Origin of the sequence: Pontibacter lucknowensis, assembly GCF_900156415.1 — a bacterium.
Classification (GTDB): domain Bacteria; phylum Bacteroidota; class Bacteroidia; order Cytophagales; family Hymenobacteraceae; genus Pontibacter; species Pontibacter lucknowensis.
In genome coordinates, this window is sequence record NZ_FTNM01000001.1 from 306,337 (window position 1) to 325,768 (window position 19,432).

Annotated in this window: 17 protein-coding genes; 10 read left to right on the forward strand and 7 right to left on the reverse strand. The window is 51.6% G+C overall.

Annotation, left to right across the window (positions count from 1 at the left end):
- The first annotated feature begins 107 nt into the window (after nt 1–107).
- The 7 genes from scpA to meaB all read left to right on the forward strand — a co-directional run bounded on the left by scpA (nt 108) and on the right by meaB (nt 8,221).
- On the forward strand, nt 108–2,252 hold the full coding sequence (gene scpA, locus BW972_RS01325) for a methylmalonyl-CoA mutase (protein WP_076420565.1): 2,145 nt from the start codon (nt 108–110) through the stop codon (nt 2,250–2,252).
- Nucleotides 2,253–2,425: 173 nt separating this feature from the next.
- Entirely contained in the window at nt 2,426–2,833 is a 408-nt protein-coding gene (locus tag BW972_RS01330) for a hypothetical protein (protein WP_007654488.1), read from the forward strand.
- A 139-nt stretch (nt 2,834–2,972) separates the two neighbouring features.
- Nucleotides 2,973–3,581, forward strand: coding sequence for a hypothetical protein (locus BW972_RS01335; RefSeq protein ID WP_076420567.1), 609 nt, complete (start codon nt 2,973–2,975; stop codon nt 3,579–3,581).
- An 85-nt stretch (nt 3,582–3,666) separates the two neighbouring features.
- Nucleotides 3,667–3,918: a hypothetical protein gene (locus tag BW972_RS01340; RefSeq protein ID WP_076420569.1), complete on the forward strand. Its 252-nt coding sequence runs from the start codon at nt 3,667–3,669 to the stop codon at nt 3,916–3,918.
- 311 nt (nt 3,919–4,229) lie between these two features.
- A complete protein-coding gene (gene treF / locus BW972_RS01345) occupies nt 4,230–5,810 on the forward strand; it encodes an alpha,alpha-trehalase TreF (RefSeq protein WP_234986261.1) in 1,581 nt (526 codons plus the stop codon).
- A 147-nt stretch (nt 5,811–5,957) separates the two neighbouring features.
- On the forward strand, nt 5,958–7,109 hold the full coding sequence (locus BW972_RS01350) for a TolB-like translocation protein (protein WP_076420573.1): 1,152 nt from the start codon (nt 5,958–5,960) through the stop codon (nt 7,107–7,109).
- A gap of 131 nt (nt 7,110–7,240) precedes the next feature.
- The gene (meaB, locus tag BW972_RS01355; RefSeq protein WP_076420576.1) at nt 7,241–8,221 is read left to right on the forward strand and encodes a methylmalonyl Co-A mutase-associated GTPase MeaB; all 981 of its coding nucleotides are present in this window, start codon (nt 7,241–7,243) and stop codon (nt 8,219–8,221) included.
- 86 nt (nt 8,222–8,307) lie between these two features.
- Here the strand turns inward: meaB and folB are convergent, their stop codons facing one another.
- From folB to BW972_RS01370, 3 genes are read right to left on the reverse strand one after another with little or no spacing between them, the layout of a single operon-like run.
- The gene (gene folB, locus BW972_RS01360; RefSeq protein ID WP_040574257.1) at nt 8,308–8,664 is read right to left on the reverse strand and encodes a dihydroneopterin aldolase; all 357 of its coding nucleotides are present in this window, start codon (nt 8,662–8,664) and stop codon (nt 8,308–8,310) included.
- Between the two features lie 10 nt (nt 8,665–8,674).
- On the reverse strand, nt 8,675–9,658 hold the full coding sequence (locus BW972_RS01365; RefSeq protein WP_076420578.1) for a DivIVA domain-containing protein: 984 nt from the start codon (nt 9,656–9,658) through the stop codon (nt 8,675–8,677).
- The gene (locus tag BW972_RS01370) at nt 9,618–10,586 is read right to left on the reverse strand and encodes a WD40 repeat domain-containing protein (protein ID WP_076420580.1); all 969 of its coding nucleotides are present in this window, start codon (nt 10,584–10,586) and stop codon (nt 9,618–9,620) included. The genes BW972_RS01365 and BW972_RS01370 overlap by 41 nt, the downstream gene beginning before the upstream one ends.
- Before the next feature lie 83 nt (nt 10,587–10,669).
- Between BW972_RS01370 and BW972_RS01375 the strand changes: the two genes are divergently transcribed.
- Together BW972_RS01375 and BW972_RS01380 are read left to right on the forward strand one after the other, a co-directional pair.
- Nucleotides 10,670–11,308 carry a 4'-phosphopantetheinyl transferase superfamily protein gene (locus tag BW972_RS01375; RefSeq protein ID WP_007657465.1) on the forward strand — a complete coding sequence of 213 codons (639 nt, stop codon included), beginning with the start codon at nt 10,670–10,672 and terminating at the stop codon, nt 11,306–11,308.
- 30 nt (nt 11,309–11,338) lie between these two features.
- Nucleotides 11,339–11,926, forward strand: coding sequence for a thioredoxin family protein (locus tag BW972_RS01380; protein ID WP_007657464.1), 588 nt, complete (start codon nt 11,339–11,341; stop codon nt 11,924–11,926).
- 185 nt (nt 11,927–12,111) lie between these two features.
- Here BW972_RS01380 and BW972_RS01385 read toward each other — a convergent pair whose 3' ends face one another.
- The 4 genes from BW972_RS01385 to BW972_RS01400 form a co-directional block, all read right to left on the reverse strand.
- Nucleotides 12,112–12,960: a transglutaminase-like domain-containing protein gene (locus BW972_RS01385; protein ID WP_007657463.1), complete on the reverse strand. Its 849-nt coding sequence runs from the start codon at nt 12,958–12,960 to the stop codon at nt 12,112–12,114.
- Nucleotides 12,961–13,062: 102 nt separating this feature from the next.
- The gene (locus tag BW972_RS01390; RefSeq protein WP_007657462.1) at nt 13,063–14,691 is read right to left on the reverse strand and encodes an acyl-CoA carboxylase subunit beta; all 1,629 of its coding nucleotides are present in this window, start codon (nt 14,689–14,691) and stop codon (nt 13,063–13,065) included.
- A gap of 90 nt (nt 14,692–14,781) precedes the next feature.
- Nucleotides 14,782–15,837, reverse strand: coding sequence for an MlaD family protein (locus BW972_RS01395; protein WP_007657460.1), 1,056 nt, complete (start codon nt 15,835–15,837; stop codon nt 14,782–14,784).
- Nucleotides 15,838–15,859: 22 nt separating this feature from the next.
- Nucleotides 15,860–16,642: an N-acetylmuramoyl-L-alanine amidase family protein gene (locus tag BW972_RS01400; RefSeq protein ID WP_076420581.1), complete on the reverse strand. Its 783-nt coding sequence runs from the start codon at nt 16,640–16,642 to the stop codon at nt 15,860–15,862.
- Between the two features lie 86 nt (nt 16,643–16,728).
- Here BW972_RS01400 and BW972_RS01405 point away from each other — a divergent pair, with 86 nt between their 5' ends.
- The gene (locus BW972_RS01405; RefSeq protein ID WP_143731797.1) at nt 16,729–19,419 is read left to right on the forward strand and encodes a putative LPS assembly protein LptD; all 2,691 of its coding nucleotides are present in this window, start codon (nt 16,729–16,731) and stop codon (nt 19,417–19,419) included.
- Nucleotides 19,420–19,432 lie beyond the last annotated feature (13 nt).

A 19,432-nucleotide genomic window follows, 5' to 3' on the forward strand; every position in this document is an offset into this window, starting at 1 on the left:
TCACTAAATCACGCATTCACTAAATGAAGTAAAACTGAAGCATGATTAAGTGTGTGATCCTATAAATAATCACTCATTCACTCAATCACTCATTCAAAAATAAACTTATGAAACCTGACTTTTCGAACATAGATATCAACAAAGTCTCTAAGGCGGAGCACGGTCCGAAAGACCCGCTGCAGCCAAAGGACTGGAAAACGGCGGAGCAGATTCCGCTCAAAAGCTACTATACCTCCGAGGACGTGAAAGGCTTCGAGCATATGGATTTTGCCGCTGGTCTGCCGCCATACCTGCGTGGACCTTACAGCACCATGTATGTGCAGAAGCCCTGGACTATCCGCCAGTATGCCGGCTTCTCCACCGCCGAGGAATCCAACGCTTTCTACCGCCGCAACCTGGCAGGCGGACAGAAAGGCCTCTCCGTAGCCTTTGACCTGGCCACGCACCGCGGCTACGACTCCGACCATCCGCGTGTGGTGGGTGACGTGGGCAAGGCAGGTGTGGCCATTGACTCGGTGGAGGACATGAAGATCCTTTTCGACCAGATTCCGCTGGACCAAATGTCGGTGTCGATGACCATGAACGGAGCCGTGCTGCCGATCATGGCCTTTTACATTGTGGCGGCCGAAGAGCAGGGCGTGACGCCGGAGCTGCTGAGCGGTACGATCCAGAACGACATTCTGAAGGAGTTCATGGTGCGCAACACCTATATCTACCCGCCGGAGCCGAGCATGAAGATCATCGCGGACATCTTTGAGTATACCTCGCAGAACATGCCGCGCTTCAACTCCATCTCCATCTCGGGCTATCACATGCAGGAGGCCGGCGCCACAGCCGACATCGAACTGGCTTATACCCTGGCTGACGGCCTGGAGTATGTGCGCACCGGTCTGAAGGCAGGTATGGACATCGATGTATTTGCGCCGCGCCTCTCCTTCTTCTGGGCTATCGGCATGAACCACTTCATGGAGATTGCCAAGATGCGAGCAGCCCGTATGCTGTGGGCCAAACTGATCCAACAGTTCAACCCGAAAAACCCGAAATCGCTGGCGCTGCGCACGCACTGCCAGACTTCTGGCTGGAGTTTAACAGAACAGGATCCGTTCAACAACGTGACCCGCACCTGCGTGGAGGCCTTGGCCGCTGCCTTAGGTGGCACGCAAAGCTTGCACACCAACGCACTCGACGAGGCCATCGCCCTGCCAACTGACTTTTCGGCCCGCATTGCCCGTAACACGCAGATATACCTGCAGCAGGAAACCAACATCACGAAAGTGGTGGATCCGTGGGGAGGCTCGTATTATGTAGAGGCCCTCACACACGAGATCGCGCACAAAGCGTGGGAACTGATTCAGGAAGTGGAAGAACTGGGCGGTATGGCCAAAGCCATCGAGACCGGTCTGCCGAAAATGCGCATTGAGGAAGCCGCCGCCCGCAAGCAGGCCCGCATCGACTCCGGAAAAGACGTGATTGTGGGTGTGAACAAATTCCGTCCGGACCAGATTCAGGAGATCGACATCCTCGACATCGATAACACCGTGGTGCGTGAATCGCAGCTTCGCAGGTTGGCACAGGTAAAAGAAAGTCGCGACAACCAGGCGGTGGAAGAAGCCCTTCAAGCATTGACAGTTGCTGCAGAGTCCAATGAAGGCAATCTGCTTGAGTTGGCCGTGAACGCTGCCCGCCACCGTGCTACACTGGGAGAGATTTCTGACGCATTAGAGAAAATTTACGGAAGACACAAAGCTGTGATAAGATCCATTTCAGGCATTTACTCCGCCGAGCTCTCCGACGACGAGAACTTCGAGCGGGCCAAAGTACTGGCCGACCAGTTTGAGGAAATGGAAGGCCGCCGACCACGCATCATGGTCGCTAAAATGGGGCAGGACGGTCACGACCGCGGCTCCAAGGTAATCGCTACCTCCTTCGCCGACCTCGGCTTCGACGTGGATATTGGTCCGTTGTTCCAGACCCCGGCCGAAGTAGCCATGCAAGCTGCTGAAAACGACGTGCACGTGGTGGGTGTATCTTCACTGGCAGCCGGTCATAAGACACTGGTTCCGCAGTTGATAGAGGAGCTCCGCAAGCTTGGCCGTGAAGACATCATGGTGATCGTAGGCGGCGTTATACCTGCCCAGGACTATGACTTCCTATTCAAAGCAGGCGCTGCAGGCGTGTTTGGCCCAGGCACCATTATCTCTGTAGCGGCTCAGAATATTCTGGAGCAGCTGATCAGAGCAGTGAAGGAATAGAATTAAACGAAAAAATTTGAAAGCTGCAGTTGACTTCGGTTGGCTGCAGCTTTTTTATTTCCAGGATGAAGTTCTATCAGACACACTCCCTGTTCTGATAGGTATACGGCACACCAGTACTTTGCCAGGGGTCTTTTTAAACCGTACCTTTGTAGCAATCACAAAACTCCGCTATGTCATCTAAATCAATCAAATATCTTCTTCTTGCTATTTCCGCTGTTCTTGTCATCTTCTTCATCTACGACTCCTTCTCCCAACCCAGTGTCGATGACCTGAAAGGCGATTTCAAAGAAGTAGCCTTCTACCGCAACGAGAACAATACCGGCCCGATCGTCAGGATCTATGCCGTGACGGTGGCCGACACGTTGTGGCAGGAGATGGAGCAGTACGGCAATTATATGCCGCACACCAAGTATGGCACCACGCGCGTATACTTCTTCCTGAACAGCCAGCCTGCACCGGATCAGGTGCAGCCCGGACAACAGAACTTCGATCCGCAGTTTGCGCCCTATACCTTAGCCCGCTACGAGAAAGACGCCATGGGACAGGTATCCTTCATGCGGCATCCATTTAGTCGCTAAATCGCCTTTTTGTGTCGTTTTGACATTACTACTTATTGATAATTAAGTAGTAACCCCCATTTATTACCGGCATATTTCTGTAGCGCATCTTCAAATTAACCGTAAAAGAGAGGATGTGTAACTTAAAAACTATTATGCTATGAAAATGATTTGGAAAACAGCAGCTGCCTCTCTCTTTATAAGTTCGGCTCTTCTTATGTCCTCCTGCGGCGGAGAACAGGGTGGTAACTCAGAAATGCCACCTGAAACCACGGAAGGCAACACACAGGAAACCGGCATAGAAGGTAATGGCTATGTTATGCCTGAAGATACTGCCGGAATGGGCACTACGACCGGAACTACAACAGGCACTACCACCGGAACTACAACAGGCACTACCACCGGTACTACAGCAGGCACTACCACTGGAACTACGACAGGCACGACGACCGGTACAACTACAGGTGGTATGACAACTACCGGCACGACAACTACTGGAGGTACGACAGGCGGAACCACAACGGGTGGCACTACAACTGGCGGAACCACTACGGGAACTACGACTGGTTCTACAACAGGAACGACAACGGGTACAACCACTGGAACGACAACAGGAACGACTACAGGTACTACTACTGGAACAACAACCGGAACTACGACTGGTACGACCACAGGTACTACGACCGGCACCACTACGGGTACTACAACCGGCACAACAACTGGTGGATCTACGACTGGCACGACCTCTGGTAGCACCACTGGCAACTAGTTATAACCAAGTTCTGGTTGCGGCACCTTTTAGTTGCCGCAACCAGAATATAATTCCCACAATACTCTACAACTGATATAAGACTATGAAAAAACAATGGACCTCACTAACTGCCGGCCTATGCCTGGGCGCAGCTTCTTTGCTGTTAACATCTTGCGGGAGCGAGAATCAGCAATCTGTACCGGATAATCAATCTATTGAAACCCGGGACATAAACAGCGATTCGCTGGAAGACAACCGGGTTGAGAACGCCAGTGGCGGCACAGGGACAGACGCCTCCGGCACCACCACAACCGGCACTACGAGCGGAAACACCACAGGGGGCACTACTATGTAAGCACTTGTCATTCAAATAGATATGAAATTAAACTAAAAAGCGGGAGCCAACCTGACGGTCTCCCGCTTTTTTTTATATTGCAATAGTAATACTTTCAAACGAACAGATTGCTCCATACAATTTCAAGATTTTCCAGTAGGTATTCAGGAAACAAATAATCTTCTCGGTTTAGAGCTTGTGTAATAGGTTGCATAATAGTATACTTGACCCCTTGCTTCCTTAATTCGTATGAATACAGATTCATATAAAATGCGCTGACCATGAAGCAAGGCAAATCAAAAAAATCATACTTCTTACTTAATCTGATTCTTTTGCTTTTATCTTACATTTTCACTCCTTCCCCGGTACAGGCCCAGTACCGACCGGAGACCGACTTACAAGAGCTTTTTCGCGATGTGCAGCTCCTGCCTGTTTTCCCGGATTCCAAAACCTTTGCCGATTGTGTGCCTCTGCAGGAACCAGCGCATATTTTGCAGGCTTACCGGGAGCAACGTGCGCAGCCTGGCTTCGATTTAAAGGAGTTCGTGCTGGAGCATTTTCTGTTACCAACGCAGCCTTCTTCTAATTTCACGACCGACACCAGTCTTTCCGTAACAGCACATATACGACAACTCTGGCCTGTGCTCACCCGCATGCCTGATGAAAGCGGTGGCTCGCTCCTGCCCCTCCCCCATGCCTATGTGGTACCAGGTGGCCGCTTTCAGGAGATCTACTACTGGGACAGCTTCTTCACTATGCTGGGGCTGCAGGTAAGCGGCGAAAAAGCCCTCATCCAGCACATGGTCGACAATTTTACGCACCTCATCCATACCACCGGTCATATACCGAACGGCAACCGCAGCTATTACCTCAGCCGCTCCCAACCGCCCTTTTATGCGCTGATGCTGCATCTGCTCACCCAGGAGATGGGCCGCGATGTATTGGTAAAATATGCCTCCGCACTTCGAAAAGAATACGCGTTCTGGATGGATGGTGCCGAGCAGCTTAGCCCTGCTACCCCGACTCACCGACGGGTGGTGCTTTTGCCGGACGGCAGCATCCTCAACCGCTACTGGGACGACCAACCAGCTCCGCGCCCTGAGGCTTACAAAGAAGACGTACACATCGCCCAGGAGTCGGGCAGGCAGCCGGAGGAGGTATACCGCCACATCAGAGCCGCCGCCGAGTCGGGCTGGGACTTTAGCAGCCGCTGGTTCGCCGACAAGCAAAACCTGAACACGATCCATACCACCGACATTCTGCCTGTAGACCTCAACTCACTGCTCTTCCACATGGAGCTGACACTAGCTGAGATGGCTGAACTGGAGCGTAGCCCTGCTGAGGCGCGTCTGTTCCGCCAGAAAGCCAAGGCCCGCCGCAAAGCGGTACTCCAGCACATGTGGCACGAGGCAGACGGCTTCTTCTACGATTATGATTTTGTGCAGGGCGCTACCACCAACATCCCGACATTGGCCTCTGTTTACCCGCTATACTTCTGCATGGCCAAGCGTCGCCAGGCAGCTGCCGTCGCCGAACGCCTGCAGCAGGACTTCCTGAAGGCAGGTGGACTCGCCACTACCCTGGTGCACACCAACCAGCAATGGGACGCGCCGAATGGCTGGGCGCCGCTGCAGTGGATGAGCATACAGGCACTGCGCAACTATAAGCACGAAGAACTGGCCCGTACCATTGCAACCCGTTGGATTACCCTCGGCACTGAAGTACACGAGAGTACAGGCAAAATGGTGGAGAAGTATAATGTAGAAAACCTTGAGCTCGAAGCAGGTGGCGGGGAGTATCCTAACCAGGACGGCTTTGGTTGGACCAACGGTGTGTTTCTCAAGCTGATATCGCTATACCCTGAACTACGCCCAATCGCTGAACGACAGCCTGCCTTGTTGCAAAGCCGATAGGCTATACCTGGTCTGCAGCGCAATTATAGGATAAGTGTAGTGTTTTGCAAATCAGGTATGGCTGGCACCTGCTATACCTGATTTGCAAATTGATCCGGAAACTGGCACTCAGTTTGCAACAGGAGCGTTATATCTATAAAATCGCTTATGATCCAATTTAAACATATCCTTATAGCTACCACTCTGCTACTGAGCACTTTTACAGCTTTTGCGCAGGGTGAAACAGCCAACTGGTACTTCGGCAAAGGAGCCGGATTGGTTTTTAGAGGCGACAGCGTAACGGCAGTTGCCTCCAGCAGGCTGCACACCGAAGAAGGCAGCGCCTCCATCTCTGACAAAGACGGCAACCTGCTGCTCTATACCAACGGCATTACCGTCTGGAACAAGCACCACCGCGTGATGCCAAACGGCAACGGCCTGATGGGCATGAAGTCTTCCACCCAATCTGCCCTGATCATACCCAAGCCTTCCTCTGACAGCGTCTTCTACATTTTTACGACCGATATACAGGCGCAGTCCAATGGCTTGCGCTACAGCATCGTGAACATGAACAAAGACGAGGGCAACGGCGCGATAACCGCCCGCAACGTGTTCATGATCGCACCGGCTACGGAGAAACTCACCGCCATACGCCACAGCAACAACCGCGACTGGTGGGTGATTGCGCACCGCTGGAACAGCAATGCCTACATGGCCTATCTGGTGACGGCTGATGGTGTGAACATGGAACCAATAATGACCAACGTAGGTACCGTACATGGCGGGGCTCACCGGAAAGCGATTGGTTATTTAGTGCCTTCGCCAGATGGAACCAGACTGGCAGCGGCTCTGTGGGATAGCGATAGCAATTTTGAGGTGCTCCGTTTTGACCGCAGCACCGGCGAGGTATCTGACCCTATCCTGTTAAAAGGCTACGAAGAAGCCTATGGCGTGTGTTTCTCTCCGGATGGCACGAAGTTGTACGGCACCGCTAACGGCAAAGGAGGTGGAAAAGCACAGATCATCCAATTCGACTTACAGGCAGGTGACGAAGCCGCCATTGCCAAATCAGCCGTGGTTGTGGGTACTTCCGGAAGCCCACGCATAGGTGCACTCCAGCTTGGGCCGGATGGCAGAATGTATGTGGCCCGTCAGGACAATATTCATCTTGGCGTGATTAATAAGCCAAACGCATTAGGCAAAGAGAGCGGCTATGTAGACATGGGGCTACACCTCGGCGGGCGCAAAAGCGACCTGGGCCTGCCAAACTTCCCACAAGGTATACGGTCTGGTGCTGGCAGGTCTGCTAATGTGAGATAAGGTATAAAATATTGATTCACGGAGCCGGGCAGTTTGTCCGGCTTTTTTTGTTTCCTACAAATAGCTGGCTCCGTAACGCATAAATTCTAAATTTGTAATACAATCGATTCTATACCTAACACTATACCGCCTTGGCAAAACGTTTCAGTGCTGAAAAGTATGTAGAGGGCATCCTGGCCGGTGATCGTGTCATGCTGAGTCGCGCCATCACGCTGGTGGAGAGCCGGCTAGCCTCTGACCTGGAACTGGCGCAGGATGTCATCAACCAGGTGCTGCCGCATGCCGGCAAGTCTGTGCGCATAGGTATAACCGGTGTGCCGGGTGTGGGCAAGAGCACATTTATTGAAGCCTTTGGCAATCACCTGATCCAGGAGCAGGGCAAAAAACTGGCCGTGCTTGCCATTGATCCGACCTCACAGCGCACAGGCGGCAGCATACTCGGTGACAAGACACGCATGGAGTTGCTCTCTGTAAATCCCCAGGCCTTTATCCGCCCTTCCCCAGCCGGCAAGTCGCTCGGCGGCGTGACCCGCAGCACCCGCGAATCGATCATCCTTTGCGAAGCGGCCGGTTTTGACGCTATCATTGTGGAGACGGTGGGAGTAGGCCAGTCTGAGACGGCGGTGCATGCCATGGTTGATTTCTTTTTGCTACTCATGCTTGCGGGTGCCGGCGACGAATTGCAAGGTATAAAGCGGGGCATCATGGAAATGGCCGATGCCATTGCCATCACCAAAGCCGACGGCGAGAATGCCATGAAAGCCAAAGCTGCCCGTGCCGAGTACCAGAACGCGCTGCATCTATACCCTATGGCTGCCTCTGGCTGGTTGCCTAAAGTGTCTGTGTGTTCGGCAATGGAACAAACCGGCCTCGATACCATCTGGCAAACCATAACCGAGTATCTGGAGCTGACCCAGCACAACGGCTTTTTTGAGAAGAAGCGCCACGACCAGAACCTGCAGTGGATGTATGAAGCCATACGACAAGGACTGGAGGATAACTTCTATGCGCATCAGCAGGTGAAGGACCAACTGCCAGGTATAGCCGATCAGGTAAAGGCAGGCAAAAAGTCGGCTTTTGCAGCGGCTTCAGAGTTGCTGAAGCTAGTATGATTCCACCCTTTCTAAAATCGGGACAGTATCACAAAAAAAACAGCCGACACATTGCTGTACCGGCTGCTTTTCATCAATAAGTAAATTTATCGGGCCTCTTCCAAAGTAACTTTGGCCCACTTGCAAATTCCCCCCAGCGGAGGGTTAAACTTGTACACATTTATTTTGACGGACTGCACGAACGGAAACCGCTCGTAGATCTTGTCGATGATCCGGTGCCCTAGGTGCTCCAGCAGGCGGGCCGGGACTTTCATTTCTTCCAGCGCCAGTGCGTACAGCACTTCGTAATTCACTGTCTCTCCCAGGTCGTCGCTTTCGGCGGCGCGTCTGAGATCGGTTTCAATGAACAGATCAATACCGTACTTGTTGCCGATCTTCTGCTCCTCGTCATAAAAACCGTGGAAGGCGAAGAACTCCATCCCTTCCAATGCAATCTGTCCCATTAGCTTCTGACTAACCTATCTCGTCAAAGAAAGAACCTGCTGGTTTCGGCTGGCGGCTCTGTGCCCAGTCAGCCAGGCTATTGCGCGAAGGTTCCGTCATGGGCGGCTGAATCTCTGGCTGATCAGGTTTTACAGGCTGTATTTCAGGTATAGGTTGCTCAATTTCGGGACCAGGTATAGTACCCGGGTAGTCTGGCTTTGGCGGTTCGATCTCCGGAGATGGCACGTCTGGCACAGGAGTAACCGGATTTGGTATTTCCGGGTGCGGCTGTGTTACGTCCGGTGCCGGATCGCCAAATGGCTCATAACCATTGTTGCTCGTAATGGCAGGTGTATTGCTAACCGCTGTGGCTGTGGCCTCAGGCAGCTGTATAGGTCTGTTTGTCGTTGTTTCCATATCTTTCAGGTTACGCAGCAGCTCGGGCTGTTCTACCCGAAGTTCCGCCGCTCTTGAAAGAATACTGGCTGTACTGGCTTTAGGTTTTGACTTTGTTTTTTCAGCTTTTTCCAACGCCTCATTGGCCAGATTGCGCAGATCACGCACCATGCTCTCCAGGTAAGACTCCATGCGCTGATAATCCTGCTCCAGGGCTTTCACTTCCTGCTGCATCTCGCTCACCATTTGCTCAGCTTGTTTCTTGCTGTCCTCCAACACCATGCGGGCCTGGTTGCGGGCAGTGTTCAAAAGCTGATCAGCTTGCAGCTGTGCCTCCCGGATCTTAAGCTCCGACGACTTGTTCGCCTGCTCCAGAATAGAATTGCCGGTGTCTTCAGCCGTTTTCAGTGTTTTGTATAAAGAAGATTCCACCTCGCGCAGCTTCTGCGTCTCGCGGTGAGCCGCCTCCAGCTTGTTGCGAAGGTCTTTGTTCTCATCGAGCAGTTTTTCCCACTGCTGCGATAAGGTCAGCAAAAAAGCATTTACTTCGTCCTTGTCAAGCCCTCTAAATGCCTTCTCAAATGTTTTTTGTCTGATTTCTAAGGGTGTAATCTTCATGATCCAAACTGAATTTTATATCCCACACCGAAATGGTGCGGTCATCACTACACGAAACTAACTGATTCTGATGAGCCGACCAAAATAATTTGTTGACGGAGGTACCGTGGCTCGCATTTCGGACTTTATCAATAACCTTGAGCAGCTTGAAGGTCTGCGCGTCCCATACTTTTATGGACTTATCCATGCTGCAGGTGGCGAAATAGCGCCCGTCAGGGCTGTAGGTTATATGATTGACGGTATACATGTGTGCGATCACATAGCCGCGCTCCTTGTATTTTTCCTGTACCTGCCATACCCGCAGGTGCGCATCGCGCCCCGATGTGAGCAATAGCGTGCCGTCTGGTGAGTAAACGACCGTAAACACGGAGTTGGTATGCGAAGGCAACTCGTATTTCAGCTCTATGCTGCCTGCATCGAATATCCGTACCATGTTGTCGCTATATCCAGCCGCCAGTTCGTTAGTGGTTTTGTTGTAAGCAAGGCAGCGCACGCTCTGATCTGATTTGCGCACCATACTGCGTAGTTCAAAGTCATCAGCCCCGATCACGGCTATACCTCCGTTGCCCAGCGCTACGTATATCTGTCCTGTTTCGGGCACGTAAGCGATGTCGAAAATAGGCACCTTGGGCAGAGCCACCGATTTATGGATGGCTTTGCTTTTCAGATCGATCACCTGCAGACCTTCGAGGTTCTGCCCGATCAGGAGGAGGTCTCGCTCCGGTACAAACCGCAGGGCATATACCGAGGTAGTGACCTTTGCTATCAGTTCACCGTTTTCGGGTTTGTTCAGGTCCCAGGCAGCCACCATACCGTCGCTGCCTGCCGAATAAACGGTGGCAGGCGCAGCACCGCCCTCCAGGGTATACACACAATCGCGGTGACCTGTCAGGGTGGCTACTTTCTGTACTTGTATCTTGCTGGCCATCTCTTCTATCTGTTACGCTTAATTTTAGCTAAATTTACAACAATTGCAGCGAACCCTTTCGTTGCTGACCAAAAATTACCGCTATGCCGCTGCTCCAGACCCGCGAACTTGACGCCCATACCTTACTGGGTGTGTGGCTTCTCGACGAAGCCCCGGAGGCTCTGCGCCCTCTGTTGCCGGCCCACCTTATACCTGACGAGAACCTGAGTCAGGCACACCCGAGGCGGCAGCGCGAATGGCTGGCGAGTCGTGCGTTGGCTTACCAGTTGCTGCAGCAGTTCACCAGCGAGCCGCTGCCTTTGCTGCGCGACGCTACGGGCAAACCGGTGTTCGCAGGAGCTCCGTTCCAGCTTTCCATCACACACTCCCCCCGTCTGGCGGCCGTCATTCTATCCGAAAAATATGATGTTGGCATAGATATTGAACAGGTAAGTGCAAAGGCGCTGCGGGTGGCCGACAAGTTTCTGACTGAGCAGGAAAAGGTTTTTACCGCTGCTGATGAGCAGCAGACTTGTTTGTACTGGAGCGCTAAAGAAACTTTGTACAAGATGTACAGTCAAAAACAGCTTATTTTTAAGGAGAACCTCTTGGTGGAGCCGTCTCATGGCCCTGAAAACAACTTATTGCAGGGGCACGTAATTACCGATAATTTTTCTAAATTGTACCAGATCCATCACGAAGTGCTTCACAATCACGTACTCACTTATAGTGTAGATCGATGATCCAACTTATACTCACCTAAACAAACAAACATGAAATATCTGGCTTCTTTTGTCGTAGCGTTCCTGGTCACGGCCAGTGTATTTGCGCAGGGCAGCTACCAGCTGGGCAGCAAAGTGGCTGACTTCTCCCTCAAGGACGGGCAGGGCAATGCTGTTTCGCTCAGTGATTTTGCGAATAGCAAAACGGTAGTAGTCGTATTCACGGACAACCAATGCCCGTATGCTAAGCTCTACGAAAATCGTTTGGTGACGCTTTCGAGCACCTATGCGGCCCGTGGTGTGCAGTTTATATTTATTAACCCAGGTGTAGGCGCGGGCGAAGGCAGCGATACCAGACAGGACCTGGCGGCCAAGAATTACAGCTTCCCATACCTGGCGGACGAAGGCCAGCGCATCAGCCAAAAGTTTGGCGCGACTAAAACGCCTGAGGTATTCGTGCTGCATAACACAGGCAGTGACTTTGTGCTGAAGTACAAAGGCGCGATTGATGATAGTCCGCAGGTAGAGAGCGGCGTGCGTAACAATTACCTCAAAACCGTGATTGACGAAGTACTGGCTAACAAAAACGTGAGCACCTCTGACAAGCGTGCGACCGGTTGTATGATCAAGCGCTATTAAGCAGACTGATTGCCGTTTATAATGCTCATTCTGACATTACACATATAAACTCAGGTATAACAGACCTCTTACTCAATATGCCTAAGTAAACAAAACAAAAGGGCCGATTCCGTTAAGAATCGGCCCTTTTGTTTTATGACTGTATGTATCCAAGGCACTGTGCCGGACCAAGCAATTGCTAAGCACTAAATCGTCGGGTCATCGTCTGTAATAGCTGTTAGCAGTTTAGTGACTTCAGTAGCCTTTTCCAGATCGTTGGTCTTCTCAAACGAGAATGCCAGGTTGCGCAACGCCCGCTTTACGATCTCGATGTTGGAGCAAGGCTCGTAAAAAATATCCACTGGGTTCAGGTTGAGCTGCACGATGTAGTTATCGATATCAGCTTTGGAAAGCATGAGGCCCTTGTTGTACACGTTGATATAAAACTGCACATCACCCAGTTTGTAAGTCAGGATGAAGAGGTTCGGCAGATTTACACCGTATACTGGCATCCCCAGTCGCTGCGCAATGGTCATGTAGATGACACAAAGCGTGAGCGGATTGCCTCGCCTCGTTTCCAGTGCCAGATGCATCATGGAGTTGGATGGGGAATGGAAATTCTTGGTATTGGCCGAGAACTTCTTTTCGCGGAACAGTGAGTTGTTCAGCGACTTCACCTGGTCATAAGGGTGCATATTCTCCTTCATGTTCGTCCAGGCGTCGAAGTACAGCTGGTCCAGCGCTTTTAACAGCGTTGCCAGCTCCACATCTGGATACAGGTAGGTATTCACCAGCCACATGCCCTCGACCAGGTCCAGTCCTCCATGCTCTTTCCAGTCCTTGAGGCGCTGCAAAAGGCCATCGAATTGCAAATTATGGATCAGATCCTCAATTCTCTTCTGCAGGTCCGAGTTCAGGGTTTCCTCCCATTCCTCTTCCAGAAAGGGAATAATGCTTTCGCCCAACGACACAATCTTCTGCTCTACATGCGACGCGACCTCATAATCTATATCATCCAACAGCGAGATCAGCGCCTTTATCTCCTTCTTTGTCACAGAAATACTTAAACTTAATCAGGTAATAAAATATTCATTATTGTACTCTAAACCGTAAGTTTCAGATGTCAAATCTGAAACTTTATTTGAGCATCAAGAAGATCATGTCTGGATTACGCCTACGTTATAAGGCTTCTCGATTGGCGCATGGTTGGCTGCTTCTATACCCATGGAGATGACTTTACGGGTCTCCAGCGGGTCGATAATACCATCTATCCATAGGCGGGCTGCGGCGTAGTACGGCGACAGTTCTTCGTTATACTTGGCCGTGATGCGCTCCAGTAACTCTTTCTCGGCCTCCGGCGTAATCTCCTCTCCTTTTGCTTTCAGGGCAGAAACCTGGATCTGCAGCAGGGTATTGGCCGCTGCCGCACCGCTCATTACCGCAAGCTGGGCCGATGGCCAGGCGTAGATCAGACGTGGGTCGTAAGCTTTGCCGCACATGGCGTAGTTGCCAGCTCCGTAGCTGTTGCCCAGGATGATCGTAAACTTAGGCACTACGGAATTGGCCATGGCATTTACCATTTTGGCACCGTCTTTAATAATGCCACCATGCTCAGCCTTGCTGCCTACCATAAAGCCTGACACGTCGTGCAGGAACACCAGCGGAATTTTCTTCTGGTTACAGTTCATGATAAAGCGGGCCGCCTTGTCTGCAGAGTCAGAGTAGATCACACCCCCCATCTGCATCTCTCCTTTTTTGCTCTTCACGATCTTGCGCTGATTGGCCACGATGCCTACCGCCCAACCATCGATCCGGCCCAGTCCGCAGATCAGGGACTGACCATACAGCTCTTTGTAAGGCTCAAATTCTGAGTTGTCTACCAAACGGTTGATGATGTCCATCATGTCGTAAGGCTTGGTACGGTCGGCTGGCAGCATGCCATAGATTTCTTTCTCATCCAGCTTCGGAGCAGCAGGCTCTACGCGACTGAAACCAGCTTTCGGGTTATCACCCATTTTATCGAAGATGGTGCGGATATGATCCAGCGCCTCTTTGTCGTCTTTACACTTATAGTCGGTTACACCCGAAATCTCGCAGTGCGTAGAAGCACCGCCCAGCGTTTCGTTGTCAATGGTCTCGCCGATAGCAGACTTTACCAGGTATGAGCCGCCCAGGAACACAGAGCCCGTACCCTCTACGATCAGGGCCTCGTCGCTCATGATCGGCAGGTAGGCCCCTCCGGCCACGCAGCTACCCATGATCGCAGCAATCTGCACAATACCCATTGAGCTCATCACGGCATTGTTGCGGAACATACGCCCAAAGTGTTCTTTGTCCGGGAAGATCTCGTCCTGCATCGGCAGGAATACACCGGCACTGTCCACCAGGTATACGATCGGCAGTTTGTTCTCAATGGAGATTTCCTGCGCCCGCAGGTTTTTCTTGGCCGTGATCGGGAACCAGGCACCAGCTTTCACGGTGGCGTCGTTGGCCACTACCACACACTGGCGGCCTTTGATGTAGCCTATACCTGTCACTACGCCGCCGCTCGGGCAGCCACCTACCTCCTGATACATGCCTTCGCCGGCAAAGGCGCCTACTTCCAGGAACTCCGTTCCTTCGTCGAGCAGGTAGTCGATGCGTTCGCGGGCTGTCATTTTACCTTTGGCATGCTCTTTTGCGATGCGCTTCTCGCCGCCGCCCAGGTGTACTTTCTTCAGTTTGCTTTTCAGCTGGAAACTCAGCTGCTTGAGAGAGTCTTCGTTCTTATTGAATTCGATATCCATGAAAGGGTTATTATAAATAAGGGGACTACTTACAATGAAAAATCCGCTTTAAGGGCGGATTTCACAAATATACAATTTTTATAAGATGCACTATTGCCTTTTTGTGGTATCGGCAGGCGCTACTTTAACCGTGTCAGGCGCAGGGCGACGAAACTCATCCGGGTTGGCGTCCTGCATTTCCTTCACCTCCTCCAGTGTGATCACACGGCCCGTGGCATCCACCTTATACCTGTCTTTGCGGCCAATGAGTGAGAACTGCACATAGCGCTTCGGGTATGCCTGTATATCACGCAGCAACAGGTTGAGGGCTTCTGTGGAGCGGTTCATGTTCTGATACAGCTCCTCGTCGTTCATCAGGCGGCCCAATGAGCCTTGGTTTGAATTGAGTTTGGCGATAGTTGTTTCCAGCTCGTTCACAGCTGAGTTGGCATCGCGCACCAGTTTCTTGATCTCCACCTGCTTGAGCGTATCCGTGATCTCAGTCATGTTTAACGCAAGCCGGTCGATGTTCTTTTGTGTCTGCTTCAGCGCTGAGGTAAGCTGACTCAGGTTGCCTGTGATCTGATTGATATTGCGCTGGTTTTCGCGTAAAATGTCGTTGATCATCTCCGTGGTCTTGTTGGAGTTGGCCAGGATCTGCTGAATGTTGCCCTTCGCTTCGCTGTCCAGCAGTCGGTTAACGCGGGCCAGTGTGGTATCTACTTTGTCGATCACCGGCACCGACTTAGAAGAGATCATGTCGGCGATGCTGGTTTCTTTGAAGGCGATCAGTTCTTCACCGCCATCAAACATCTTGGTGCTGTTGCGCAGGTGCAATGTAATGGCTTTGCTACCCAAAAGGTCAGAGTTGCCGAGGCTGGCAATGGTGGAGTCTCCGATCTGGAGATCCTTCCGCACCTCAATATCTACGCGTACCATGTTACCACGATCAGTGAGCAGCGTCATTTCCTTAACCTGCCCTACCTGTATGCCATTCAGAATAACAGGATTCGAGGCTGTCAGGCCATCTACATTGTCATACACCACATGGAAGGTGTTGGATTTAGAGAAAATCGAGGATCCTTTCAGGAAGTCATACCCGAAATACAGTATCAGAATTGCCACTATACCTAGCAGGGCAACTTTAATTTCTTTCGATAGTTTCACGTAGGTGAGTTTGCTTTTTGCATTAGTTCATGGCCTCCAGCTCTTGCTTGTATTCTTTGAAGGCTCGGTATATGCCTGATGCCATATACGTCTGACCTGTTTTATCGTTAAGGAATTTTTCTTCGGCGGGATTTGTGAGGAAACCTGCCTCAATAAGCACACTCGGCATATAAGACTTCCATAGCACCAGGAAGCCCGCCTGCTTCACGCCACGGCTTGTGCGACCAACCCGGTTTTTGAATTCATTTTCGATCTTTTGAGCAAAGCGCAGACTGTTGTCGATGTATGCGCTTTGGTGCAGGGCAAACATGATGTGGCTTTGTGGTGAGTTCGGGTCAAATCCACCGTATTTCTCCTTGTAGTCATCCTCCTGCAGGATTACGGCATTCTCGCGCTTGGCTACTGCCAGGTTGCCACTGGTGGTGTGAAGGCCCATCGTGTAGGTTTCGGTACCGAAAGCGGAAGGCGGCCCTGCATTCAGGTGAATGGAGATGAACAGGTCCGCGTTGTTTTTGTTTGCAATTCCGGCACGGTCGATCAACTCCACGAAGGTATCATCCTTGCGGGTGTAAACAACTTTAACGTCAGGCACGTTCTTCTCAATTAACGCTCCAACCTGCAGCGCTAACTTTAAGGCTACATCAGCCTCATGTGAAACTTTGCCGTTACAGCCTATGTCTTTGCCGCCATGACCCGCATCGATTACTACCGTGCGCAGCTTGTATGCCTTACGGTATTCGAGCTTGCTGGAAGAGAGTAGAAGTAAACTTAGGGCCAGAACTGAAATAGTAACAATATTTCTCACAACGCTCGTTAGTTAAAAGTTAAAAACAATAACTTTGTACAAAATAAATAAAACTTTAGGGAAGTCTGAAGAAGTTGCGCTACATTTTGATTTTTTTGCTGCTGGTGCAGCTCGCCGTACTTTCTGCCCAGCCTGTACTGGGTCAGCGGGTGCGCCGCCCCACCACGACAGCTACGCCAAAAGACACTGTCAACATCTCGCCGCCTCAGGATTCGCTTGTGGTTCCCGCACCACAGGGCGACATCGAGACGACAATCAATTATTCTGCCAGAGATTCCATCCTCTTTGAGGTAGACCGTAAGGTAGTGCACCTGTACGGGGATGCCAAAATTGACTATGGTACCATGGAACTGGCGGCTGCCTACATCCAGATCGACTACGACCTCAACACCCTGACCGCTACCACCCTGGTAGACTCTACAGGCCAGGAGACTGGTACTCCGGTATTTAGAGACGGGGCAGAGAGTTATGCAGCCAAGCGTATCGCCTACAACTACAAAACCAGACGAGGCCGGATCTCTGAAGTAGTAACGCAACAAGGCGAAGGGTATATACATTCCGAGGTGGTGAAAAAAAATGAGGCAAACGAGATTTTCGGTCTGCACAACAAGTATACTACCTGTAACCTGGAGCATCCGCACTTCTACATCAGCGCCGGCAAGATCAAGGCTATACCGAACGACAAGATCATGTCAGGTCCTTTTAACCTCGTGATCGCCGATATACCTACGCCGCTCGGCTTTTTGTTCGGCCTCTTCCCGACACCGCGCAATAAGCGCTCCTCTGGTGTGATCATGCCGACCTTCGGCGAATCACGTGCCCGTGGCTTTTACCTGAGCAATGGCGGTTATTACCTCGCCCTGAACGACTACATCGGCACCCGCATCACTGGCGATATCTACTCGCTCGGCGGGTACAAGGTGACGGTTGATAATACTTACATCAAGCGCTACTCCTACCGTGGCAATTTCAACATCAGTTACGACTACTTTAAAAATGACGAAGCTGATGTTGCGGATCCGAACCGTTCTACGAACAGCCTGAGTGGTCTTCCGCCCAGCCAGCGAACGGCGTTTGTTACCTGGTCGCACAGCCCGGTGCAGAAGCCAGGTCGCGGACGCTTTACGGCCAATGTGCGGGCCGGTAGCAGCCAGCACAACCGTGTGAACTACAACAACGCAAACAATTACCTGACTCCGACCTTTAACTCGACGATCACTTACCAGAAAAACATACAGAACACGCCTTTCAGCTACACTGCTACGCTGAGCCAGGGACAGAACAACGGTGGCTTTACGGCAGACGGCAGGCCGGCTCCTACCATCATGCGCTTCACGCTGCCTGACCTTAACTTTGCCATGACGCAGATGAGCTTGTATGAGCTCTTCTCGGACAATGTGCCCACCGGCAAGTGGTATGAAAACTTTACCTTTGGCTACAATGTGCGGGCCCGCAACGAGGTATCGAACCAGGTAGTAGCCCGTAGGCTAAACAATTTGCCTGTTGTTGATGGTACCGCCAGGGATACTTCTTTTGCGCTAAACTTCGACAACCTCGACCGCCTCTGGAAGAATGGCCGTAAAAGCGCCGATCACAACTTCACGATCGGTTTGGGTAACTATAAAATATTCCGCTTTTTCAACCTGACGCCAAACGTGAATTACCGTGAGTCATGGTTCGACAACAAATTGACCTATACCTATGACGACGAGCAGCAGGCGGTGCGCATTGATACGGCCAGCTTTGGCAGGGTATACGAGTATGGTGCCGGTGCTTCCCTCAACACGACGGTGTACGGTACCGTGCAGTTCCCTAAGAGTAAGCGGGTAGAGGCCATCCGCCATACCATGATTCCAAGTATCAGCTATGGCTACCGCCCTAACTTCGGCGACGAGAGCCGCTTCGGCTTCACCCAAACAACCCAGGTAGGTATAGACTCTCTGACGAACCAGCCCATTTTCCAGACCCTGCCACGCTTCAATGGCAACGTGCCTTCAGGGGGCTTGCAAAGCAGCCTGAGTATGCAGATCAACAACCGTGTGGAGATGAAAGTGCGCTCGCGCAGTGACTCCACAGAGGCTAAGTCTGAAAAGGTAAGCCTGATCGACAACCTGAACATAGGCGGTTCCTATAACCTGGCTGCCGACTCTATGAGGCTCTCCAATATAAATGTTAGCATGAACACGCGCCTGTTCCAGGTGTTCGATGTAAACTTTACGTCTACTTTCAGTCCCTACCAACTCAACCCGGCAGGTGACCGTGCTATTGATCGCTACATGCTGGAAGGACCTGGTTTTAAACTGGCCAGACTGACCAATGCGAACCTGAGTGTGCGTGCGAACTTCAACCCGGCAGCACGATCTACCAACGTGCCCCCTCCCACTAACCTGCCCGGTATGCTGAACCCGAACGATCAGTTCCTGCCAGATTATGTGGACTTCAACATTCCATGGACGCTGAACCTGGACTATACTATTTTCTATGCTCCGGCAACCGGTGCACAGACAGAGCCAAACCTGACACAGAACATCGGTATGCAAGGCACTCTGAACCTGACCGACAAGTGGAAATTCGGCTATATGGCGGGGTATGACTTTACGAATCAGAACATCTCTAACGCCAGCATCGACATATACCGCGACCTGCACTGCTGGGAGATGAGCATCGGCTGGCGACCATTTGGTCTGATGCGCGGCTACAATGTGACCATCAACGCCCGATCTGCCCTGCTGCGCGACCTGAAGCTCTCCCGGAACAGGTCTGGCTTCAACCGATAAACCCTGTGACAGC

Excerpts from the sequence above, each read along its gene's own strand:
- BW972_RS01380 (WP_007657464.1), top strand. The coding sequence starts at position 11,339 with ATGAAATATCTGGCTTCTTTTGTCGTAGCGTTCCTGGTCACGGCCAGT.
- BW972_RS01390 (WP_007657462.1), bottom strand. The coding sequence starts at position 14,691 with ATGGATATCGAATTCAATAAGAACGAAGACTCTCTCAAGCAGCTGAGT.
- BW972_RS01335 (WP_076420567.1), top strand. The coding sequence starts at position 2,973 with ATGAAAATGATTTGGAAAACAGCAGCTGCCTCTCTCTTTATAAGTTCG.
- BW972_RS01375 (WP_007657465.1), top strand. The coding sequence starts at position 10,670 with ATGCCGCTGCTCCAGACCCGCGAACTTGACGCCCATACCTTACTGGGT.
- BW972_RS01350 (WP_076420573.1), top strand. The coding sequence starts at position 5,958 with ATGATCCAATTTAAACATATCCTTATAGCTACCACTCTGCTACTGAGC.
- BW972_RS01340 (WP_076420569.1), top strand. The coding sequence starts at position 3,667 with ATGAAAAAACAATGGACCTCACTAACTGCCGGCCTATGCCTGGGCGCA.
- BW972_RS01330 (WP_007654488.1), top strand. The coding sequence starts at position 2,426 with ATGTCATCTAAATCAATCAAATATCTTCTTCTTGCTATTTCCGCTGTT.
- BW972_RS01370 (WP_076420580.1), bottom strand. The coding sequence starts at position 10,586 with ATGGCCAGCAAGATACAAGTACAGAAAGTAGCCACCCTGACAGGTCAC.
- BW972_RS01365 (WP_076420578.1), bottom strand. The coding sequence starts at position 9,658 with ATGAAGATTACACCCTTAGAAATCAGACAAAAAACATTTGAGAAGGCA.
- scpA (WP_076420565.1), top strand. The coding sequence starts at position 108 with ATGAAACCTGACTTTTCGAACATAGATATCAACAAAGTCTCTAAGGCG.
- folB (WP_040574257.1), bottom strand. The coding sequence starts at position 8,664 with ATGGGACAGATTGCATTGGAAGGGATGGAGTTCTTCGCCTTCCACGGT.